The sequence below is a fragment of the Candidatus Oleimmundimicrobium sp. genome (genome assembly GCF_030651595.1).
In the GTDB taxonomy this organism is placed as follows: domain Bacteria; phylum Actinomycetota; class Aquicultoria; order UBA3085; family Oleimmundimicrobiaceae; genus JAUSCH01.
On record NZ_JAUSCH010000113.1, the window covers coordinates 1 to 21,126 of the forward strand.

Here is a 21,126-nt window from a genome sequence, read left to right on the forward strand (position 1 = left end):
CCAGCAATCTGGCTAACAAACTCTCGACTCCCAACTAAGAGACTCCCGACTGATGGGCAGATGATTGCCCGCCTCTGGTGGGGCTGATAGCAGATAGCGAATAGAGTATGGAGTATAGTAAAACCAGCAATCTGGCTAACAAACTCTCGACTCCCAACTAAGAGACTCCCGACTAATGGGTTGATGGCGAATAGAGTATAGAGTATGGAGTATGGAGTATGGTAAAACCAGCAATCTGGCTAACAAACTCCCAACTCCCAACTAAGAGACTCCCGACTAAGTGGGTGTTTATTATGAAAAATATTGTATTGATAGGTTTTATGGGTTCCGGCAAAACCACCATAGGTAAGTTACTGGCTGACAAATTGGGCGTTAGTCTTATTGATACAGATAAATTAATTGAGAAAAAATTCGGCAAACAAATAAAGGATATATTTAAAGATGAAGGCGAAGACGCCTTTCGTTTAGTTGAATCAGAAGTTATTAATGAAGTTTCATCTGTTGGGAACAAGGTAATTGCTTGTGGGGGAGGCGTGATTTTAAATCACAAAAACGTGCAAGCTTTAAAGAAAAATGGTTTATTGATTTACTTAAAAGCATCGGCTCCAATTTTATTTGAGCGTATTAGGGAAGAAGGCAGTCGGCCTCTCTTAAATGTGCCCAATCCCAAAGATAAAGTTTCTGAACTTTTAAAGGCCCGTGAATCTTTATACGAAAACGTAGCGGATATTGTGATTGATACGAGCGATATGAATGTAGATAAAGTTGTTAAAGAAATTCAGGAGAAGTTGAATGAGTAATAATCTGCAAGAAAAAAAAGTGAAAGTTAACTTGGATAAAAGAAGTTATGACATTGTAATTGGTTCCGGGTTAATTGATGAGATTGGCTTAAAAATAAAACCCTTAATTTCCTCAAAACGAGTGTTTATTATAAGCAATCCAACGGTTTTTAGTTTATACGGAGACAGAGTTTGCCGCAGTTTAAAAAGCGTGGGATTTGATGTAAATTTTTTAGAAGTTTCGGATGGTGAAAATTATAAGTCACTTGAAACCGCTTACGAGCTTTACGGGCAGCTTATCAATCACAACGCCAGCCGCTTTGACGTAATAATAGCTCTTGGTGGAGGGGTTATAGGAGATTTAGCGGGTTTTGTAGCGGCAACTTATATGAGAGGTTTGCCCTTCATCCAACTGCCTACTACCTTGCTGGCTCAAGTGGATAGTAGTGTTGGAGGAAAAGTTGCCGTCAATCATCCAAAGGCAAAAAATTTAATTGGTTGTTTTTACCAGCCGCGGTTTGTTTTGATAGATATCGATGTTCTCAAAACCCTTCCCGAAAGAGAATTAAAAGTTGGATTGGCCGAGGTAATAAAGTATGGATTTTTAAGCGGGGAAGAATTTTTATCCTTTCTCGAGGAACATATAGAGGATATCTTAGCGATTAATCCAGAGATATTAACAGAGGTAGTTCTACGATGCTGCGAGTTTAAGGCGAGGATTGTTGAGGCAGACGAGAAAGATTTTGGGAAACGCGCGATTTTAAATTATGGTCATACCATCGGCCATGTTATTGAGGCATCTTCGGGTTACAAAAAATACCGGCATGGTGAAGCTATTGCAATCGGAATGGTTTGTGCTGCCAAAATAGCTCAAAAACGCGGCTTGATTCAGGAAGGTTTTGTGAGACAACATGAAGATATTTTAAAAAGAGCGGGACTTCCCATAATGCCACCTTCGTTAGATGCAAAAGATGTGATGAAACATCTTCTTTTAGATAAAAAAAGGTGTGATGAAGATCATGCTTTTGTTTTGTTGAAAGGGATTGGCGAACCTATTATTGAAAGTGTTGCCGGTGATGATATTTTGGAGTCATTGAAACCTTGTCAGTAGATATAATTAGTTTAAGGAAAAAACTAAATCCGATGTTCTTTTAAATTAGGCTAATTATTTCATAAACCTTAACTTTTATTAATCGTTGTAATTAGTTGTTTTTATAATATTCCGGAAGAAATTGATAAGGTTGTCACAGAAGATTTAGATACCTCGTTTTGTTGAAATAGATGATTTTGATAAGGCAAAAACCGAGGGCAAGAAGATCTGAGTTAAAAATCGATTTAGTGTCATCTCATTATAGTCTGGGAATTTTATATGAAGAGATTGGCGAAATTAAACAAGCTATTATACAATTCAAGGAGGCCTTAAAGCTGGATTCTGGAAATGTATCTTACAAGGAAAAACTTTATGAGTTTGAGGAGGAATTTAAATGAATAAAATTTTAATAATAAACGGGCCAAATCTTAACTTGCTTGGGCAAAGAGAGGTTGGAATATATGGTACAGTTACTTTAGATGAGATAAATAAAAATTTGGCAGCTGAAGCAGCTAAAAATCAAGTTGAACTTGATTTTTTCCAATCGAACCACGAGGGTGAAATTGTTGAAAAAATTCAAAAAGCACCGGATGCTTTTCAATTAATAATAATAAATCCGGCAGCATTCACTCATTACAGTATCGCGATAAGAGACGCTATAGCTTCTATAGATATTCCGGTGATAGAAGTGCATCTCTCAAACATATGTGCACGCGAAAGTTTTAGAGAAAAATCTATCACAGCTTCTGTATGCCTCGGACAAATCTCCGGGTTCGGTCCTTTAAGTTATCAAATTGCCCTAGATGCAGCCATAAAACTTTTAAAAAAATAAGCTGGGGGTAAATGTTATAACCAAATTGCGTTTACAAAAGCTAAGAAGCCTGCTTTCAAAAAAGGGCGTTGAAGCGCTCTTGATTTTTAAGCTTCAAAATATCCAATACTTAAGTAATTTTTCTGGCTCAACGGCTTTAATGCTGGTGACGATGACAGATTCCTTTCTTTTAGTTGATTCCAGATATCTCGAGCAGGCAAAGTGTGAGGTAAAATCATCGAATATTAAATTGGTCACAATTAGTTTTTTTGATGAACTTAAACTAATCTTAGATGAATTAAATTTAAAGAGCGTGGGTTTTGAATCCGAGCATTTGACGTATGATAAATTTATAAATCTTGCTAAATGTCTGAGTGACTTTGAATTGGTGCCCTTACGGCATTTTGTGGAAGCTATTCGCGCGATTAAAGATAAGTCGGAAATAGAAAAAATATCGAAAGCTGCTCATATATCTGACTTGGTTTTTAATCAGATAATTGATTTTATAAAACCTGGTTTAGCCGAGGTTGAAATTGCAGCAGAGATTGAGTATCTTATGAGAAAATCTGGCGCGGAAAAGGCATCATTTGATACAATTGTTGCTTCAGGGTCAAATTCAGCCGCACCTCATGCAAAACCAACTGAAAGAAAACTTAAAGTAAATGATTTAGTAAAGATTGATTTTGGGGCGACGTATAAAGGTTATTGTTCTGATATGACAAGAACAATTTTTCTGGGTCGCCCTGATAAAGAAAGGGAAAAAATATACAACTTACTTCTTTCTGCTCAAAAAGCTGCTTTGAGCGGAATAACAAAAGGAATGTCTGCTGAAAAGTTGGATGGCATGGCGAGAAAGATTATATTTGATGCGGGCTATTCTGAAAATTTTGGCCACAATCTTGGCCATGGGGTTGGCCTTGAAGTTCACGAACATCCAACGATTGGTCCAAATTGTGATGATTTGCTTGAAGCAGGAATGGTTTTTACAATTGAGCCGGGAATTTATCTTGAAAATTTTGGAGGGTTTAGGATTGAAGATTTAGTAGTCTTGCACGATGATGGCTTAGAAATATTAACAAAGTCGTCCAAAGAATTAACGGTGCTGTAGGAGGAAAGCAAGGGTAGAGAGTAAGGTTAGCTTTCAGCTCCCAGCCGCCAAGCCTTCAGGGAAAATATTCTCCCCTCCCTTGATGGGAGGGGATTAAGGGGAGGGTGAAGGTGTTTTGTCTTTAACATCTTACATTTTTCTATACCGTGCCTACCGGCAGGCAGGTAATTTTTTTCCCCGTTTTTATTTATTAATTTAACTAGCCATCGAGGCCGCCCGGTACGGGTCAGTATCTGGTAAGGCCGGGCTTATTAATAACTTTTGATTAACAGAATGGAGGAAACATGATTTCGACAAACCAGTTTAAAAATGGTATGACCATTGAACTTGATGAGATTCTTTATACGATAATAAGTTTTCAACATGTTAAGCCGGGGAAAGGCGGAGCTTTCGTGCGGACAAAACTTAAAAATGTAAAAACAGGGGCAGTTATTGATAAGACCTTTAGGGCCGGTGAGAAAGTAGAACAAGCCCGTCTGGAAAGTAAAAAAATGCAATTTTTATATAATGACCAAGATATGTATCACTTTATGGACACACAAATTTATGAGCAAATAGTTTTATCAAAGGAGCAGCTAAGCGAGGTTCTTTTATATTTAAAAGAAAATACTGAAGTTGTTGTTTCCATGTATGAAGGAAATCCAATAGGAGTTGAACTTCCTATTTTTGTTGAATTAGAGGTTATAGAAACTGAACCTGGAGTAAAAGGAGATACGGTTAGCGGAGGAAGTAAATCGGCAATCTTAGAAACAGGAGCAAGCGCGCAGGTTCCTTTATTTGTAAATGTTGGAGATATAATCAAGGTAGATACAAGAACGGGTGGATATATTACCAGGGTTTAAACTTCCCCAAATTCTTTGTATCAAGTATAATTATTATTTAATATATTTTTGGAGGTTGAATGTGAGAGAAAAACCCATTCAGATAACGGATACAACTTTAAGGGATGCTCATCAGTCGCTTTGGGCAACGCGTATGCGAACAGAAGACATGGTTCCAATTTTGGGAAAATTAGATAAAGTTGGTTATCATTCTTTAGAAGTATGGGGAGGGGCAACTTTTGATGCGCCGCTTAGATTTCTTGATGAGAATCCGTGGGATAGATTAAGAACAGTAAAAGGGCATGTTAGAAACACCCCACTGCAGATGCTTTTGCGTGGTCAAAATCTGGTTGGGTACAAGCATTATTCTGATGATATTGTGAGAAAATTTGTGCGGCATGCCGTCAAAAATGGCATTAGTATCTTTAGAATATTTGATGCGTTAAATGACACAAGAAACTTAGAAGTGCCAATCCAGGCAGTTAAAGAAGCCGGGGGGCATGTTCAAGCATCAGTTTGTTACACTATAAGCCCCGTGCATACACTGGAACACTATGTTGAAACTGCTTTAAAGCTTGTGGATATGGGGGCCGATTCTATTTGCATCAAGGATATGGCCGCGCTTCTTTCTCCTTATCGTACATTCAACCTTATTAAGAGAATTAAGAAGGAGATTAATATACCAATTCAGCTTCATTGTCATTATATTGGCGGTATGGCTCCGATGAATTATTTAAAAGCCATTGAAGCCGGGGTTGATATTATTGATACCGCTTCTGCGCCTCTAGCTTTCGGTAATTCACAACCGGCGGTTGAAATGCTTGTGGCTGCACTGAAAGATACTGCTTACGATACGGGGTTAGAGTTAGAATTGCTTTATGAGATAGCGGAGTATTGGGAAAAAGTTCGAGAACGCAGGCATTTTCAGCGAGGGGTAACCTCGTTAACTCATATGAAAGTATTTTCCCATCAGGTACCAGGCGGTATGATATCAAACCTTTACAGTCAACTGCAAGAACAAAAATCTGCCGACAGACTTCCCGAAGTATTGGAAGAAATCCCAAAAGTAAGGGCCGAAGTTGGATATCCACCCCTGGTTACTCCATTAAGTCAAATTGTGGGCACTCAAGCAGTTTTGAATGTTCTTAGCGGAAAAAGATGGGGAGTTATACCAGATGAAATGAAAGCTTATGTTAAAGGTTATTACGGAAGGCCACCTGGTCCCATGGCCCCCGAAATCGAGAAAAAGATTTTGGGTAACGGAGAAAGAATAACTGAAAGACCAGGGTCATTAATTATGGAAACTTTTGAAGATTACGCTAAGGAAATAGGGAATTTAGCTAAAAACGAAGAAGATGTTTTGATGTTTGCTTTGTTTCCGAAGATTGCACGTGAATATTTAGAGCGCCATCAAGAAGGGGTTGAAAAAACGGTATTTTTAACTAGCAGAGAGATTCAAGCAGTCAAGGAGGATGAATATATGGATTTAGAGCAGGTAAAAGAATTAATTAAAGTTTTTGAGCAGAGCGATATTGGTGAATTATCAGTTGAGGAGGATGGGGTAAAGATAAATTTGCGTAAGAATGTTTCTGGTGCTGCAGCCCAAGAAGCATATATTAGCGATTCTTTATCAGCTAAATCTTCCACAGCTGTTGAATCTGACAATACAAAGAAAAAATATCCTAGTAACTGGAAGGAAATTACAACTCCAATGGTTGGAACTTTTTATCGAGCCCCATCGCCTGATGCAGATGCTTTTGTTGAAGTTGGGGATGAAGTGAAAAAAGGTCAAACAGTATGTATTTTAGAGGCAATGAAGTTGATAAATGAGATTGCTATAGAAGAAGATGGGATTATACGAGAAATACTGGTTGAAAATGCTCAGTCTGTCGAGTATGGACAACCTATTTTTTTATATGAGCCCATTTAGTTTAAACATAAAAATAATCGATAAATGAGGTCGTAATTTGTTTAAAAAAATTCTTATTGCAAATCGAGGCGAGATTGCTCTTAGGATTATTAGAGCATGTAAAGAACTTAATATTCCCACGGTGGCAGTTTACTCTGTGGCTGACAGGGATTCTTTACACGTTAAACTGGCGGATGAAGCAATTTGCATCGGTCCGGCACAGAGCGCGCTTAGTTATTTAAATATTCCAAGCATAATAAGTGCGGCGGAACTCACCGGAGCCGAGGCAATACATCCCGGATATGGATTTCTTGCTGAAAATTTACAGTTTGTAGAGATTTGTAAGTCATGCAATCTTTCGTTTATAGGGCCCACAATTAAAACTATGGAGCTAATGGGCCATAAGGCTTCTGCTAAGGAAGAAGTAAAAAAATGCGGAGTTCCTGTTATTCCGGGGACGAATGGCAAAATAAAGAACTTAAATGAGGCTGTAATATTTGCAAACGAGATGGGTTTTCCGGTCATCATTAAGGCATCGGCTGGCGGCGGCGGGAGAGGCATGAGAGTAGCCCAGAACGAGCAAGATCTGCTAAGTCAAATACAAACGGCAGAGTCAGAAGCAAAAGCCGCGTTTGGTGATTCCGAAGTCTATATTGAAAAATATATTGAAGAGCCAAGGCACATTGAGTTTCAAATTTTGGCGGATAAGTTTGGGAATGTAATACATCTTGGAGAACGGGATTGTTCAATTCAAAGGCGTCATCAAAAATTAATTGAAGAGTCTCCCTCAGTTGTTTTAAGTGATGCTTTGCGCACTGAAATGGGCGAGATGGCTGTGAAAATTGCCAAACATGTTAATTATGAAAGTGCCGGAACAATTGAATTTCTTTTGGATAAAAATGACAAGTTTTATTTTATGGAAATGAACACGAGAATACAGGTTGAGCACCCGGTGACCGAAATGGTGACGGGAATCGATATTGTAAAAGAACAGATAAGGATTTCCGCGGGTGAAAAAATTAAACATACTCAAGATCAAATTAAATCCAATGGACACGCAATTGAGTTTAGAATAAACGCGGAAGACCCGAGCAAGAATTTTATGCCTCAAGCCGGAGAAATAAAGCTTTTTAACCCTCCCGGCGGGCCTGGAGTCAGAGTAGATAGTCATATCTATTCCGGCTATAAAGTGTCCCCTTATTACGATTCGTTATTAGCAAAGCTTATAGTCTTGGGAGAAGACAGGGAGGAAGCTATTGCAAGGGCCAAAAGAGCTCTTGGTGAGTTTGTAATTGTTGGCATAGAGACCATTATTCCATTTCATCTAAAAGTAGTTGATAATGCCTTTTTTAGAAAAGGAGAGGTTTACACGAACTTTGTAACAAGGCGTATAATGGAAGATTAGCTTAAGGTTGAGGTAAAAATGGAAAAACATGAACAAGAATTAGAGTTAAATAATTTTAAAATCTCAAAAAGCGTACTGGAGTTAATCGCGGGTTTAGAAACGATTGAAGTTGAAGGGGTTGCTGGTTTAAGTGGAACCGTTGTGGAAGGTATTAAAGATTGGTTTACAAAAAAACAACAGTCAAAAGGAGTTAAGGTGTTAATTGAAGATGATGTTCTTTCGATTATTCTTCATGTGACCCTTGACTATGGCTATGTTATCAGCGAAGTAGCGAGAAAAATTCAAACCAACGTTAAGGATACATTAGAGACAATGATGGGTATTAAGGTGAAGAACGTTGATGTTTTCATTGACAATATTAATTTTTCTAAATAGGACGGGAACTAATTAAATGGTAGAGAGAAGAAGGGCTAGAAAAGTAGCTTTAGAAATTCTCTATCAAAAAGACATTTTAGATGAGTCTATTGATGAGATAATTAAGGCACGGAAACTCGCCGGAAAAGAAAGCAAAATTCCGGAATTTGCGGTCAAATTAGTAAATGGCGTGGAAAAATATCGAGATAAAATAGATAAAATAATTAAAGAACATACTGATAACTGGTTAATTGAAAGAATGCCGATAGTTGATAGAAACATAATTCGCATTGGAGTGTACGAAATGATTGCCGAACCAGATATTCCCATTAGCGTATCGATAAACGAGGCAATAGAGCTCGCTAAAACATATGGTTCATCTGAGTCAAGTAAGTTTGTAAACGGTATCCTTGGACAAATCGCTAAGGAAAAAAAGGATGAAAAAGCTTAAATCTTAGGAGTGTTAATATTGGGCGAAAATAAAGAAAAAAATTTTGGTGAGTTGATGGATAGGCTCAATGAAATAGTAGATTTGGTTCAACAAAAAGATATAAATTTAGAGAAATCTCTTGATTTATTAGAGGAAGGCATTGAGTTAGCCAACAAATGTACGGAGAAAGTGGACCAATTTAATGTTGAGAATATGGTGCAACTTAAAGAAGAAGGGGTCTAAGTGCTTTTGTCAAAGTATCCCGAAGATAAACGCCTTCTTATTGAAGACGCTCTGACCAATTTTTTCCCTCCGACAGGCAACTATCCCGAATTACTTTATAAGGCGATAAGATACAGTCTTCTCTCTGGAGGAAAACGATTTAGGCCAATTTTGGTTCTTGCCACCGCCGAAATTTTTGGAATGAATCCGATTGATGTAATACCTGTAGCATGTGCTATAGAATGTGTTCACACATATTCTCTTATTCATGATGATTTGCCTGCTATCGATGATGATAATATTAGACGGGGTAAACCAACATGTCATATTGCATTTGGTGAAGATATGGCAATTTTGGCAGGAGACGGCCTGTTTGCTGAAGCATTTTATTTGATAGCGAAAAGGCAGAAAACTGATAACCCAAGTAAAATAGTGCATGTAATTGAGGAATTATCAGAGGCTTCCGGCCCCAGAGGCATGGTTGGAGGCCAAGTTTTAGATATTTTATCTAGCGGTAAAAAGATTGATTTAAATACACTTAAGTTTATACATATCCATAAGACAGGCAGATTAATAAGAGCTTCTTGCCGGATTGGAGCAATTCTTGCAGGGGCTTCCGCTAAGGAGTTAAAAGCTGTTTCCAACTATGCGGAGCACTTAGGTTTGGCTTTTCAAATTACCGATGATATTTTGGACGTAATTGGCAAAACAGCTTCTTTAGGGAAAGAACCAGGGAGCGATGAGCGTAAAAACAAAGCGACTTTCCCAAGCATCTTCGGTTTGGAGCACTCAAAAGAGCTTGCTAAGAAAGCAGCTGATGATGCCAAAGAGGCACTTAAAGACATTGATAAAGATACAAGTCCTTTGGCGAGCTTGGCCGATTTTGTTTTCGAGCGCGATAAGTAAAAAGAGGTTTTAAATGGCAAAAATACTCAATAAAATATCTTATCCCTCTGATTTAAAAAAGCTATCATCTAATAAATTGAGGGACCTTGCAGAGGAGATACGGGAAGAAATAATTAATGTAGTATCTAAAAATGGGGGGCATCTGGCGTCAAGCCTTGGCGTTGTTGAGCTTACTATCGGCCTTCATCTTGCGTTAAACTGTCCGGAAGATAAGATCGTCTGGGATGTTGGCCATCAGTCATATGCACATAAAATTTTAACCGGGCGACGTAAAAAATTTAAAACATTAAGACAATACAATGGAATTAGCGGTTTTCCTAAGCGTTCGGAAAGCAAGTACGATGTTTTTGATACAGGTCATGCCAGTAATTCTATTAGTGTTGCTTTAGGATTGGCTGAAGCGAGGAAGCAACGTTGTGGTAATGAGACCATTGTAGCGGTTATGGGCGACGGGTCTCTTACCGGGGGAGAAGCTTACGAGGGGCTTAACCAGGCGGGGCATCTTGGCACACCCTTAATTGTTATATTGAACGATAACGAAATGTCAATTTCTAACAACGTAGGAGCTTTTTCCGCCTATCTTTCGAGAATACGGTTTGATCCAACCTTGTATAAAATTAGAGAAGAGATAGAAGAACGAATTATTAAAATAATAAAAAACATACCTACCATTGGAGCTAAAGTATCCCAAGCTGCCGAGGGGTTAAAAGAGAGTTTTAAACACGTAATTATTCCTGGTATGATATTTGAAGAGTTAGGGTTTAAATATATTGGACCCATCGATGGTCATAAAATTGATTCAGTTGTTTCGGCGATTAATCTTGCGAAGGAAGTTAAAAAACCGGTTTTAATTCATGTTGTTACTAAGAAAGGGAAGGGTTATCCTCCAGCTGAAAAGTGTCCGGATAAATTTCACGGAGTTGGTTCTTTTATAATTAAAACCGGGGAAAGCGCAATAAAGGACAAAAAGCCCACCTACACAAATTTTTTTGGCGATGCAATGGTGGAATTGGCTTCGAAAAATAATCGAATAGTAGGTATCACTGCCGCAATGTCCGGCGGAACAGGTTTGAGCAAATTTGCCGAGTTTTTCCCAGACAGGTTTTATGATGTCGGAATTGCGGAGCAGCATGCTGTAACGTTTGCTGCCGGGTTGGCACTGGATGGACATCTTCCCGTGGTTGCCATATATTCAACTTTTCTTCAAAGAGCTTTTGACCAAATTATTCAGGATGTGTGTCTACAAAATCTTCACGTTATTTTTGCTGTAGACAGAGCAGGGCTTGTAGGCGAGGATGGCCCCACACATCATGGTGCATTTGATCTTACGTACTTGCGTCAAATTCCCGGGATGACAGTTATGGTTCCTAAAGATGAAGCGGAATTGCGCAATATGTTATATACCGCTACTAAACTGAATGGCCCGGTGGCCATAAGATATCCCAGAGGGCCCGTCTTGGGGGTAAAATATAGCAAACGTTTTAAAAAGATTAAAGTAAGCGAAGCGGAAATAGTTAAAGAAGGGAAAGATGTTTGTTTGCTGGCCATTGGCAGAATGGTTCAAAAATCTTATGAAGCGTGTAATGTTTTAGAGGATATGGGCATTTCTTGCACTTTAGTAAATGCCAGGTTTGTTAAGCCGCTTGATGAAAAAACAATCTCTGAACTTGCTATGAAACACAAACTAATTGTTTCAATTGAAGAAAATACGTTGCTGGGAGGATTTGGCAGCAGCGTTTTGGAGTTATTGGCCGCTAAGGGAATTTCTGTGCCCTTTTTGCAACTTGGCTTACCAGATAATTTTATTACTCATGGTCCTATTAATATATTACTTTCTGAGAACGGACTTGATGGTGCCGGGATAGTTGCGGCTATTAAAGAAAAGATTAAACAAATTAAAGGATTTCAAGTTAGGCTTTAATGGAAAAAAAAAGACTCGATACTTGTCTGGTAAAATTAGGTAAGTTTAATAACGAAAAAAGAGCTAAAGCTGCTATTTTGGAGGGGAGAGTTTTTGTTGACGGAAATCTTGTCGATAAAGCCGGAACTCTCGTTTCCCTATCAAGTGATATAGTGGTTCGTGAAAATGAGGAAGAATTTGTTTCGAGAGGCGGAAGAAAATTAGAAAAGGCGTTAAAGCATTTCGGTGTAGATGTTAAAGATAGGGTTGTTTTAGATGTTGGGTCCTCAACGGGTGGATTTACTGACTGCCTGCTTAAAAGGGGAGCAAAATTAGTTATAGCTGTTGATGTTGGTTATGGCCAGCTGGCTTGGCGGTTACGCAAAGATCCCAGGGTTTTTGTTTTAGAAAGAACAAATATAAGATATTTAACACCAGATAAGCTACCAACTCAGCCAAACATGGTTGTTATCGATGTATCATTTATATCGGTAAAAAAGATTATCGACAACATAAAGAAACTTGTTAAAAATGACGCGGAATATTTAATCTTAATTAAACCGCAGTTTGAAGCGAAAAGGGAACTCATTGGAAAAAAAGGAATAGTGAGAGACCCGAAGACTCATCAGGGAGTTTTAACGGATATGTGGAAGTTTTTTGAAGAAGAGGGCTTTGTTGCGCGGGGATTAGATTTCTCTCCAATTTTAGGAGTTAAAGGGAATATGGAATTTTTATTTTATTTGAAGTCAAATAAAAAAGAGATTAAAGACGATAATTCAACTACTATAGTTGAGAAAGTTGTTTCGGAAGCACACAAGTTTCTATTAAAATCTCAGAAGGAAGGCTAATGAAAAGAATTGCGATAGTTATTCATACAAGAAAACCAAAAGCAAAAAAAGTCGCGCTTAAGCTTATCCCTTGGCTAAACGAGCAAAATATTAAAGTGTTGATGACTAAAAGCGATGCTTTAGACATCGGACATGTTGGTTTAGGCGTTGAAGAAGATGTTTTTACTGAAAAGGCCGACTTACTAATTGCCTTGGGTGGGGATGGGACCATACTTAGGGCTGTTAGGTTGCTAAAGGGGAGAGATGCACCAATTCTCGGAGTTAACTTGGGCAAACTTGGTTTTCTTGCTGAAGTCAATGCCGATAAACTTTTCAATGTGTTTTCTCAAATTATTAAAGGAAAATATAAACAAGACAGAAGGATGCTTCTTAGATGTGAAATAATTAAAGATGACAAAGTTATCTTTACGCAAGATGTTTTAAATGAAGTCGTAGCTGGAAGAGGAGCTCGTCATAGGCTTACGAAGATAGAAGTCGATATCAATGGGAAACCTTTTAAAAGTTATTCAGCCGATTCGGTAATTTTTTCTACGCCAACTGGTTCAACTGCTTATTCTCTGTCCGCCGGGGGGCCCATTGTGTCACCTAAAACAAAATTAATTATTATGACGCCGGTTTGCCCTCATTCTTTCTTTAATCGAAGCATAGTTTTATCTAAAGAGGATGAGATTATTCTGAGCTGTCCAGATAAACAAAAGGGATTCACGCTATCTTTTGATGGTATAACTCACATCAAAGAAGAAAATTTCAGTTATTTAAGAATATCTATTTCACCCAACGAGGTCTCTCTTATTAGATTAGCTGAGTATGATTTTTATACTACTCTGAAGGAGAAATTAGATATTTGGACTCGAATGGGGGATTAATCTTAGATGCTTCAGGAACTCCACATAAAAAATCTTGCGCTTATAGATGAGTCCTATGTGGAATTTGATAAGGGACTAAACGTATTGACCGGTGAAACGGGTGCAGGCAAGACCGTGCTGGTTCAAGCCATTAACTTGTTGGTGGGAGAAAGAGCCGATTACTCGTTTATTCGTACCGGATGCGAGGAGGCTTGTGTCGAAGGTTCGTTTTTGTTACAAAACACTACCAACGAAGCGCTTGAATATTTGGATACTGCTGATTTAGATGAAGATGCCCGGCAGTTTGTAATCTCTCGCAAAATTTCGCGGGACGGTAAAAATAAATGTTATATCAACGGCAAGATTGTTACTCTGAATTGCCTTAAAGAAATGGGAAATTTTTTGGTTGATTTTCATGGGCAACACGAGCATCAATCTCTTTTAAAAACCTCAAGCCATCTTGAATTTTTAGATAGATATGCCGGACGGGAAGACCTGGATTTAAGGGGAAAATACTCAAAAACTTACGAAGAATTAAAAAAGATGTCTTCCAATATTAAAAAGTTAAAAAATGAAACGCAAGAACGCTCCGGAAAAGAAGATTTGCTTCGTTTTCAAATTGAAGAAATTAAAAATAGCAATTTAAGAAGTGGTGAAGAAGAGGACTTAATTAAAGAAAGAGATGTTTCGAGAAATGCTGAAAAAATTTGTGAAGCGGTAAATTTAGCACGTGACGCTCTTTCGGGAGATTCGCAATACTCCGCGTATGATTTTATAGCTAAAGCCGAAGGTTCGGTGGCGCGGGTTTCTGAATTTGACGTTCAATTAGATGAGATTTACAAGAGAATTGAAAGCGTCTCTTTGGAGGTTGATGATTTAGGGCAACTGCTTCGCGCTTATGTTGAAAAGTTTCAATATAATCCCAACAGACTTGATAATATTGAAACCAGGTTAGCCACAATTAATGCTTTGAAGAGGAAATATGGAGAAACTATCGATGAAATTTTGCGTTTTTCAAATCAAGCTCAAGTTGAACTTGATTCTTTAATGACGGCGGAAAGCCTTCTTGGTAATTCAGAGCTTAAATTGGCTGAAAAATACAATGAACTATCGGCTTTTGCTGAAGAACTTTCCAAAAAGCGCAAGAAAGCCGCATTGGATTTTGAAAAAGAGGTTATCAAGCAACTATGTGATTTAAACATGCCAAAAGTAAAATTTGGAGTCCAGATTTTAAGTAAAGAATCTACAGAGCTTGATGATGGTTTAACTGTGTTAGGCAAAAAATGTAAATTTAATTCTGACGGTGTTGATACAGTTGAATTTTTAATATCGCCAAATCCGGGGGAGCCCTTAAAACCTTTGGTTAAAATTGCTTCAGGCGGGGAAATGTCTCGGATCATGCTTGCATTGAAAATTGTTCTGGCAAATATAGATTCTATCCCCACACTAATATTCGATGAGATAGATAGCGGGGTTGGTGGAAAAACGGCTGGTTTTGTTGGGCAAAAAATGAATTTTCTCTCAGAAACACACCAATTAATTTGCATTACTCATCTTCCTCAAATTGCTGCTTTCGCCAATCGTCATTTCCGGGTTTTTAAAAAGGAAGCAGAGAATAAAACACAAACATTTGTCGAGACACTTTCTTTTAATGATAGAATTGCTGAGATAGCTCGTATGCTGGGGGGCAAAGGCGATCCGACAGAACTTTCTAAAAAACATGCTCTGGAATTAATCAATCTGGCAAAAAAAATAATCGGGAGGCATGTTGTTTAAAGAAAAATACATTAAAAAGTACACGTTGAGTATTTATAGAAAGCGCCGAAATCGCTCTCTTTTTTGCATTGGGGTAGTAATTTCTTTGGTTGTTTTGTTTTCCATTTATTATTTTATCGTCAGGAGGGGTATGCTTGCCGGAGCTGAACAGCAGCCCAAAAACGCTTTAAAAGTTGAAGAAACCAGCATTGAGCTTTATCCGGTCTTTTGCCAAGTGGGCTCGACAAATTTATTTCTTTCTTTGCCGGTTGAGATATTTGATGTCCTTGGTTTAGGCTATCATCAAGCGAGCGAGGCAAATGCATTTGAATTAATGCCTCTGGGAGAAGAGATTAAACTTTCAAAGGGTGAAAAAATTGTGTTGAAAAAAAACAATGAGATTAATGGATTAAGCTATTTCATTATGTTTAGTCGCGGGAGAGACACTTCACCAACTTCCGCAGCGGATATAGCAGTTACTCCTAATACCTGGATAAGAAGTCCGATTGACGGAAGAGTGACAAAAATTAAAACATATTATTTGTATGATAAATTTGAAGATTTTCACGTTGAAATTGAGCCCTTGGGACATCCCGAATTAAGGTTAGTGCTTATCCATCTTGATGACTTAGATGTGAAAGAAGGAGATATAGTTAAGGACAAAGAAACACTATTAGGAAAGGTTAGAGACTTTGGGCAAAAATTTGAGTCTCAAATAGAACGTCATATTCCAAAGGAGTGCGACCACGTTCATTTACAAGTCAACAAGCACGTAGAAGGGGAAGATTAGTTTAAATGCAGCATATTGGAATCGCTAAGTTGGGCAAAAGAACAAAAAGCCTTGTTAAACGTCTTAAAGCCGGCGATATTGCGATAATTGATCATGTTGATTTGGACAGAGTAACGGCCGAATCTTTAATCGATGCCGGCGTTGAGGTTGTAATCAATGCTTCTTCTTTTATTTCTGGGAGATACCCCAACATTGGCCCTCTCTTAATGGCCTCAGAAGGAATCTACCTTATTGATGCGGTGGAAGAAGATGTTTTTAATCAAATAAAAGAGGGAGACGAAATAGTTGTTCGAGGCGACAAGATTTTCCATAAGGGCAAGGTGTTAGCCAGTGGTAAGACACTAACTGTCCCAATAATTAAAGAAAAAATGGAAGAAGCAAAAAAAAATATCGGAGCGGAATTAGAAAAATTTGCAACCAATACGCTTTATTATATGCAGAAAGAGAAAGACTTGCTTTTAGAGGGAATGAAGGTTCCGGAGTCTTCCGTCAATTTTAATGGTCGTCACACCTTAATTGTTGTTCGAGGACATCACTATAAGGCTGATTTAAAGATATTGCGTTCTTATATTAAAGAAGTAAGGCCTATATTGATTGGAGTTGACGGAGGTGCCGATGCGTTACTTCAAGAAGGATATAAACCTGATATAATTGTAGGAGATATGGATAGTGTTTCGGATGAAGCATTAAACAGCGGAGCCGAATTAATAGTTCACGCATATAAGGATGGTAGCGCGCCGGGGCTTGAGCGTTTAAAGAAAATGAACTTACCCTCAAAGTTATTTAACGCGCTGGGGACAAGTGAAGATATTGCAATGATTCTTGCTTACGAAAAGGGCGCAGATTTAATTGTAGCTGTCGGAACACATGCTAATCTGGTAGAGTTTTTAGATAAAGGAAGAGCGGGAATGGCAAGCACTTTTTTGGTGAGGCTTAAGATTGGCGAAAAGCTTGTTGACGCAAAAGGGGTAAGCAAGCTTTATCAGAGCAGGGCAAAGATTTCTCATTTAATAATCTTGGTCTTTGCGGCTTTCACAACTACCATTACTATAATTATGTCTTCCACAACCATAAGAGGAATTCTTAGACTGATAATTTTAAAAATTCGATTATATTGGGGCTTTTAAAGGAGATTGTTTATGTTAGATTTTAAGTACCATATAACTTCAATTGTTGCTGTATTTCTTGCTTTGGCTTTAGGAATACTTTTGGGTTCGGTAATCGTGGACAAAGGGATTATAGCAGAGCAGCAGCAAGCTTTAATTAATAGCGTTAAGGCTGATGTAAAGCAGATTCAAGAGGAGAATCGTTCTTTAAAAAAAGAGCTTGACGATGCTAACCAGTTACAAGGCGGCATATTCCCCCTGGTTGTTCAAGAACGGCTCTCTCAAAAGAATATTGTTTTTATTTCAAGTTCGCTTGTTTCTGATACCCTTAAAGAGACTTTATCCGAGTCCGTTGAGAAGGCCGGAGCGAAAAGTTTACATATTAGAATTTCCGCCATTTCGGTCTTGGATGATCCGAAGAAAAAAAGCCGGTTAGCTTCATTTTTTCCGGAAGAAAATTTATCCGATGATGAATTAAAATCGAAGTTGATTGAAGAGATTGCCGTCGAATTGGCCACTCCTTCCAACAAGACTCTTCTCAAAGAATTAATAGATTTGGAAATTTTAGAGATGAAAGGTGACGGAAGTTTGCCGGCAAATGGTTTTGTATTTATCGGTGCCGACTTATCCAAATTTGACCCCGAGATTATTGATTTGCCCTTGATTGGAAAACTTAAAGAATTTGGTTTGCCTTTGGTGGCGGTAGAAGTCGAAAAGGTGAGTAATTCCTCCATCCCGCTTTATCAAAATGCCGGTATTTCAACCGTAGATAATGTTGATGCTCTTTCGGGACGGGTTTCTTTGGTTTACACATTACGGGGAGTCTTTGGTAATTTTGGCGTAAAACCATCAGCGGAAAAACTATTACCCATAGGAATTTCCAAATGAATTTGGAGGAATTGGTGACAAAAATAGTTGCGCTAATTCCGGCATATAACGAGGGGGAGAGAATCGCGAAAACGGTTGAGTCTTTAAAAAAAGTCTCCTCAATTACAAGAATTGTCGTAGTTGACGATTGCTCAACTGATGATACGGCAAAAAAAGCCAGTGAAGCCGGTGCGGAAGTTTTTGGCTTAGAAGAGAACATGGGCAAAGGTGGAGCTTTAAATAAGGCCCTAAAAGGACTGGATTATGATATTTTATTATTAATAGACGGAGATTTAAGTGAGTCTGCTTCTGAAGCATGCAAGATATTGGAGCCGGTGATTGACGGCAGCGCTGATATGACAATTGCCGATTTCCCAAAACCCGATAAAAAAGGCGGGTTTGGCCTGGTAAAAGGATTGGCTCGATGGGGGATATGGAAGCTTACGGGAACACAAATGAATGAGCCATTGTCGGGTCAGCGGGCCATAAGGAGAAACGTTATCGAGAGTATAAATAAATTTAGCGGTGGTTTTGGAGTCGAGGTTGGTATGACGATAGATGCGCTTCAAAAAGGATTTAAAGTAAAAGAGATACCGACCTCAATGTCACACGCCGAGACGGGTAGAGATATTCGGGGATTTATGCACAGAGGCCATCAGTTTTTAGATGTTTTTAAAGTTATTTTAAGTCGACTGAGGTAAAAATCATGCGTTTATTTATCTTTTTTACTATATTATCTTTTCTTGTTAGTTCATTTTTGATTAAATATCTCCTCCCTATGTTGGCCTCGTCTAAATACAATTGTTTAAATTTTCGAAATAAATTATTGCCTGCGGGAACCGGTTTGCTGTTTCCCGTGGTCTTTTTGATTACAATTATTTTAACAACGTTTTTTCATGGAAGAGATTTTTCAATAGCCGGCATGACCCTTCTCGTTTTGCTTGTTTTGGTTTTGGGGCTTGCGCTTCTTGGTTTGCTTGATGATCTTCTGGGCGACAAAAGCGTTGGTGGATTTAAAGGGCACTTTGGAGAGCTTGCCCGGGGTAATTTAACTACCGGGTCACTTAAAGCTATCGGCGGAGGATTACTTTCTTTTTTTGCCGCAGCTCCTTTTTCTACAAGTCTTTTTACCCAAATCATCAACACGTTTGTAATTGCTTTGTTTATAAATACATTCAATCTTTTGGATCTTCGCCCCGGACGAGCTCTTAAAGTTTTTTTAATATTGGGATTAATTGTATCCATTTTTTTATGGCGAAGTGTCAGCTGGAGTATTTTGGGTATTTTTATTGGCCCTGCCGTTGTGTTGCTCTGGGTTGATTTAACAGAAAGAGGTATGCTTGGAGATGTAGGTTCAAATGTTTTGGGCGGAGTAGTGGGATTTATTAGCGTTGCTAATTTTAATTGGACCGCAAATCTCTTTATTTTGATAATTTTAGTTATCATTAATGTATACTCTGAAAGTAATTCTATTTCGATGTTTATTGAAAGAAACTTTATCTTGCGTTGGTTGGATGAGTTGGGAAGAAAAAAAATTTAGGGAGGTTTTATTTTGGCCAAGCACATATTTATCACCGGGGGAGTTGTTTCATCGCTTGGAAAGGGGATTACCGCAGCCTCTTTGGGTCGTTTGCTTAAGAGCAGAGGGCTTAAAGTAACAGTTCAAAAACTGGACCCTTATTTAAATGTTGACCCGGGGACCATGAGTCCATATCAGCATGGTGAAGTTTTTGTGACCGACGATGGTACTGAAACTGATTTGGACTTGGGACATTATGAGCGATTTATAGATGAGAATTTAAAGCGTGGGAGTAATGTTACAGCGGGTTCAATTTATTGGTCAATTGTTACCAAAGAACGTCGGGGTGACTTTTTAGGGGGAACGGTTCAGGTAATTCCACATGTGACCAATGAAATTAAAGAGAGAATTTTAATGCTCGGCAAGGAAAATGAAACCGATGTAGTTATAACCGAGATTGGTGGAACCGTTGGTGACATTGAAAGTCTTCCTTTTCTTGAGGCTATCCGGCAATTCAGAAAAGATATAGGGAAAGAGAATGTATTTTATATCCACGTCACTTTAATCCCTTATTTAAACGCCTCCTCGGAATTAAAAACAAAGCCCACTCAGCACAGCGTTAAAGAGTTACGTAGCATTGGTATTCAGCCGGATGCAATTGTGTGTAGGTCTGAGCGTTCTATCAATGACGAGATTAGAAGAAAAATAGCTTTATTTTGTGATATCGACTCAAACGCTGTAATTTCGGCGGTGGATGTGGATACTATTTACGAAATACCGCTTATTCTTCATAAAGAGGGGCTTGACGATATAGTAGTTCAACATTTAAATCTTGCTAAAGAAAAAGCAAACCTTGTTGAATGGGAAAAGTTGGTTGAAAAAATAAAAGGATTGAAAAAAACTATAAGAATTGCTTTGGTTGGGAAATATGTAAAACTGCCCGACGCTTACTTAAGTATTGTTGAATCGTTGAAGCATGCCGGTTTTTATCACGGAGTTGATATTGAAATTAAATGGGTAGATGCCGAGATGATTGAGCTTAAAGAAGTTGGGAAGAAGTTGGCAGACGTTGATGGAGTTTTAGTTCCCGGGGGATTTGGGATTAGAGGAATTGAGGGGAAAATTAGCGCGATAAAGTATGCAAGGGAAAATAAGATACCTTTTCTTGGAATTTGTTTGGGTATGCAATGTGTTGTGGTTGAGTTTGCCCGTAACGTTGTCAAACTTAAGGATGCTAACAGTTCAGAGTTTGATTCCACTACGTCACATCCGGTGATTGATTTATTGCCGGATCAGAAAGATGTTGAGGATATGGGTGGAACCATGAGGCTTGGTCTTTACCCTTGTAAAATTGACAAAAAAACCAAGACTTATGAAGCATATAAAGAAGAGCTTGTATATGAACGTCACAGGCATCGCTATGAGGTTAATAATAAATATAGACAATTGCTTATTGAAAACGGCCTTGTTTTAAGCGGTTTGTCTCCCGACAAGAGATTGGTTGAGATAGTGGAAATTTCTAATCATCCTTGGTTTATAGCTTGTCAATTCCATCCTGAATTTAAATCAAGGCCGAATAGGGCACATCCTATATTTAGAGAATTTATTGGAGCCGCGATAATAAAAAGTGAGGGTGATGGACGGATCAAGTGAAAGGAGAA

General features: G+C 38.4%; 22 protein-coding genes. All 22 read left to right on the forward strand.

The genetic code is table 11. From position 1 onward, the window contains the following. The first annotated feature begins 293 nt into the window (after window positions 1–293). The 22 genes from Q7U95_RS06400 (at window position 294) to Q7U95_RS06505 (ending at window position 21,118) form a co-directional block, all read left to right on the forward strand. Window positions 294–800 (forward strand): shikimate kinase, encoded by a 507-nt coding sequence (locus Q7U95_RS06400; RefSeq protein WP_308752889.1) that lies wholly within the window; start codon window positions 294–296, stop codon window positions 798–800. Next, window positions 793–1,890 (forward strand): 3-dehydroquinate synthase, encoded by a 1,098-nt coding sequence (gene aroB / locus Q7U95_RS06405; RefSeq protein ID WP_308752891.1) that lies wholly within the window; start codon window positions 793–795, stop codon window positions 1,888–1,890. The genes Q7U95_RS06400 and aroB overlap by 8 nt, the downstream gene beginning before the upstream one ends. 176 nt (window positions 1,891–2,066) lie before the next feature. Then, window positions 2,067–2,267 carry a tetratricopeptide repeat protein gene (locus Q7U95_RS06410; protein ID WP_308752893.1) on the forward strand — a complete coding sequence of 67 codons (201 nt, stop codon included), beginning with the start codon at window positions 2,067–2,069 and terminating at the stop codon, window positions 2,265–2,267. Further along, on the forward strand, window positions 2,264–2,701 hold the full coding sequence (gene aroQ, locus Q7U95_RS06415; protein WP_308752894.1) for a type II 3-dehydroquinate dehydratase: 438 nt from the start codon (window positions 2,264–2,266) through the stop codon (window positions 2,699–2,701). Before Q7U95_RS06410 ends, aroQ begins: the two co-directional genes overlap by 4 nt. Window positions 2,702–2,726: 25 nt before the next feature. Then, entirely contained in the window at window positions 2,727–3,788 is a 1,062-nt protein-coding gene (locus Q7U95_RS06420; RefSeq protein ID WP_308752895.1) for a Xaa-Pro peptidase family protein, read from the forward strand. A gap of 284 nt (window positions 3,789–4,072) precedes the next feature. Next, the gene (gene efp / locus Q7U95_RS06425; protein WP_308752896.1) at window positions 4,073–4,630 is read left to right on the forward strand and encodes an elongation factor P; all 558 of its coding nucleotides are present in this window, start codon (window positions 4,073–4,075) and stop codon (window positions 4,628–4,630) included. A 61-nt stretch (window positions 4,631–4,691) separates the two neighbouring features. Continuing rightward, window positions 4,692–6,539, forward strand: coding sequence for an acetyl-CoA carboxylase biotin carboxyl carrier protein (gene accB, locus Q7U95_RS06430; protein WP_308752898.1), 1,848 nt, complete (start codon window positions 4,692–4,694; stop codon window positions 6,537–6,539). Between the two features lie 37 nt (window positions 6,540–6,576). Further along, window positions 6,577–7,923 (forward strand): acetyl-CoA carboxylase biotin carboxylase subunit, encoded by a 1,347-nt coding sequence (gene accC, locus Q7U95_RS06435; RefSeq protein ID WP_308752899.1) that lies wholly within the window; start codon window positions 6,577–6,579, stop codon window positions 7,921–7,923. Between the two features lie 18 nt (window positions 7,924–7,941). Then, window positions 7,942–8,298, forward strand: a complete 357-nt coding sequence (locus tag Q7U95_RS06440; protein ID WP_308752900.1) for an Asp23/Gls24 family envelope stress response protein — start codon at window positions 7,942–7,944, stop codon at window positions 8,296–8,298. A gap of 16 nt (window positions 8,299–8,314) precedes the next feature. After that, window positions 8,315–8,728, forward strand: a complete 414-nt coding sequence (nusB, locus tag Q7U95_RS06445; protein WP_308752901.1) for a transcription antitermination factor NusB — start codon at window positions 8,315–8,317, stop codon at window positions 8,726–8,728. Window positions 8,729–8,746: 18 nt separating this feature from the next. After that, entirely contained in the window at window positions 8,747–8,950 is a 204-nt protein-coding gene (gene xseB, locus Q7U95_RS06450; protein ID WP_308752903.1) for an exodeoxyribonuclease VII small subunit, read from the forward strand. Next, a complete protein-coding gene (locus Q7U95_RS06455) occupies window positions 8,951–9,835 on the forward strand; it encodes a farnesyl diphosphate synthase (protein WP_308752905.1) in 885 nt (294 codons plus the stop codon). It begins immediately after the preceding gene. 13 nt (window positions 9,836–9,848) lie between these two features. Then, window positions 9,849–11,756, forward strand: coding sequence for a 1-deoxy-D-xylulose-5-phosphate synthase (dxs, locus tag Q7U95_RS06460; protein ID WP_308752907.1), 1,908 nt, complete (start codon window positions 9,849–9,851; stop codon window positions 11,754–11,756). Further along, entirely contained in the window at window positions 11,756–12,583 is an 828-nt protein-coding gene (locus Q7U95_RS06465) for a TlyA family RNA methyltransferase (protein ID WP_308752909.1), read from the forward strand. Before dxs ends, Q7U95_RS06465 begins: the two co-directional genes overlap by 1 nt. Next, the gene (locus Q7U95_RS06470; protein ID WP_308752910.1) at window positions 12,583–13,449 is read left to right on the forward strand and encodes an NAD(+)/NADH kinase; all 867 of its coding nucleotides are present in this window, start codon (window positions 12,583–12,585) and stop codon (window positions 13,447–13,449) included. The genes Q7U95_RS06465 and Q7U95_RS06470 overlap by 1 nt, the downstream gene beginning before the upstream one ends. 6 nt (window positions 13,450–13,455) lie before the next feature. Next, on the forward strand, window positions 13,456–15,204 hold the full coding sequence (gene recN, locus Q7U95_RS06475) for a DNA repair protein RecN (RefSeq protein ID WP_308752912.1): 1,749 nt from the start codon (window positions 13,456–13,458) through the stop codon (window positions 15,202–15,204). Continuing rightward, window positions 15,197–15,973 carry a M23 family metallopeptidase gene (locus Q7U95_RS06480; protein ID WP_308752914.1) on the forward strand — a complete coding sequence of 259 codons (777 nt, stop codon included), beginning with the start codon at window positions 15,197–15,199 and terminating at the stop codon, window positions 15,971–15,973. The genes recN and Q7U95_RS06480 overlap by 8 nt, the downstream gene beginning before the upstream one ends. Before the next feature lie 5 nt (window positions 15,974–15,978). Then, window positions 15,979–17,100 (forward strand): putative cytokinetic ring protein SteA, encoded by a 1,122-nt coding sequence (gene steA, locus Q7U95_RS06485; protein WP_308752916.1) that lies wholly within the window; start codon window positions 15,979–15,981, stop codon window positions 17,098–17,100. A gap of 12 nt (window positions 17,101–17,112) precedes the next feature. Next, complete coding sequence (locus tag Q7U95_RS06490; protein ID WP_308752918.1) at window positions 17,113–17,967, forward strand: copper transporter; 855 nt, start codon at window positions 17,113–17,115, stop codon at window positions 17,965–17,967. A 14-nt stretch (window positions 17,968–17,981) separates the two neighbouring features. Then, a complete protein-coding gene (locus tag Q7U95_RS06495) occupies window positions 17,982–18,647 on the forward strand; it encodes a glycosyltransferase family 2 protein (RefSeq protein ID WP_308752920.1) in 666 nt (221 codons plus the stop codon). 5 nt (window positions 18,648–18,652) lie between these two features. Beyond that, on the forward strand, window positions 18,653–19,486 hold the full coding sequence (locus tag Q7U95_RS06500; RefSeq protein ID WP_308752922.1) for a hypothetical protein: 834 nt from the start codon (window positions 18,653–18,655) through the stop codon (window positions 19,484–19,486). A gap of 12 nt (window positions 19,487–19,498) precedes the next feature. Next, window positions 19,499–21,118, forward strand: a complete 1,620-nt coding sequence (locus tag Q7U95_RS06505) for a CTP synthase (protein WP_308752924.1) — start codon at window positions 19,499–19,501, stop codon at window positions 21,116–21,118. Window positions 21,119–21,126 lie beyond the last annotated feature (8 nt).

Bases quoted from the DNA above. Each gene is read 5' to 3' on its own strand.
- Q7U95_RS06400 (WP_308752889.1), top strand. From the start codon at position 294: ATGAAAAATATTGTATTGATAGGTTTTATGGGTTCCGGCAAAACCACC.
- aroB (WP_308752891.1), top strand. From the start codon at position 793: ATGAGTAATAATCTGCAAGAAAAAAAAGTGAAAGTTAACTTGGATAAA.
- aroQ (WP_308752894.1), top strand. From the start codon at position 2,264: ATGAATAAAATTTTAATAATAAACGGGCCAAATCTTAACTTGCTTGGG.
- efp (WP_308752896.1), top strand. From the start codon at position 4,073: ATGATTTCGACAAACCAGTTTAAAAATGGTATGACCATTGAACTTGAT.
- Q7U95_RS06440 (WP_308752900.1), top strand. From the start codon at position 7,942: ATGGAAAAACATGAACAAGAATTAGAGTTAAATAATTTTAAAATCTCA.
- nusB (WP_308752901.1), top strand. From the start codon at position 8,315: ATGGTAGAGAGAAGAAGGGCTAGAAAAGTAGCTTTAGAAATTCTCTAT.
- dxs (WP_308752907.1), top strand. From the start codon at position 9,849: ATGGCAAAAATACTCAATAAAATATCTTATCCCTCTGATTTAAAAAAG.
- Q7U95_RS06465 (WP_308752909.1), top strand. From the start codon at position 11,756: ATGGAAAAAAAAAGACTCGATACTTGTCTGGTAAAATTAGGTAAGTTT.
- Q7U95_RS06470 (WP_308752910.1), top strand. From the start codon at position 12,583: ATGAAAAGAATTGCGATAGTTATTCATACAAGAAAACCAAAAGCAAAA.
- recN (WP_308752912.1), top strand. From the start codon at position 13,456: ATGCTTCAGGAACTCCACATAAAAAATCTTGCGCTTATAGATGAGTCC.
- steA (WP_308752916.1), top strand. From the start codon at position 15,979: ATGCAGCATATTGGAATCGCTAAGTTGGGCAAAAGAACAAAAAGCCTT.
- Q7U95_RS06490 (WP_308752918.1), top strand. From the start codon at position 17,113: ATGTTAGATTTTAAGTACCATATAACTTCAATTGTTGCTGTATTTCTT.
- Q7U95_RS06500 (WP_308752922.1), top strand. From the start codon at position 18,653: ATGCGTTTATTTATCTTTTTTACTATATTATCTTTTCTTGTTAGTTCA.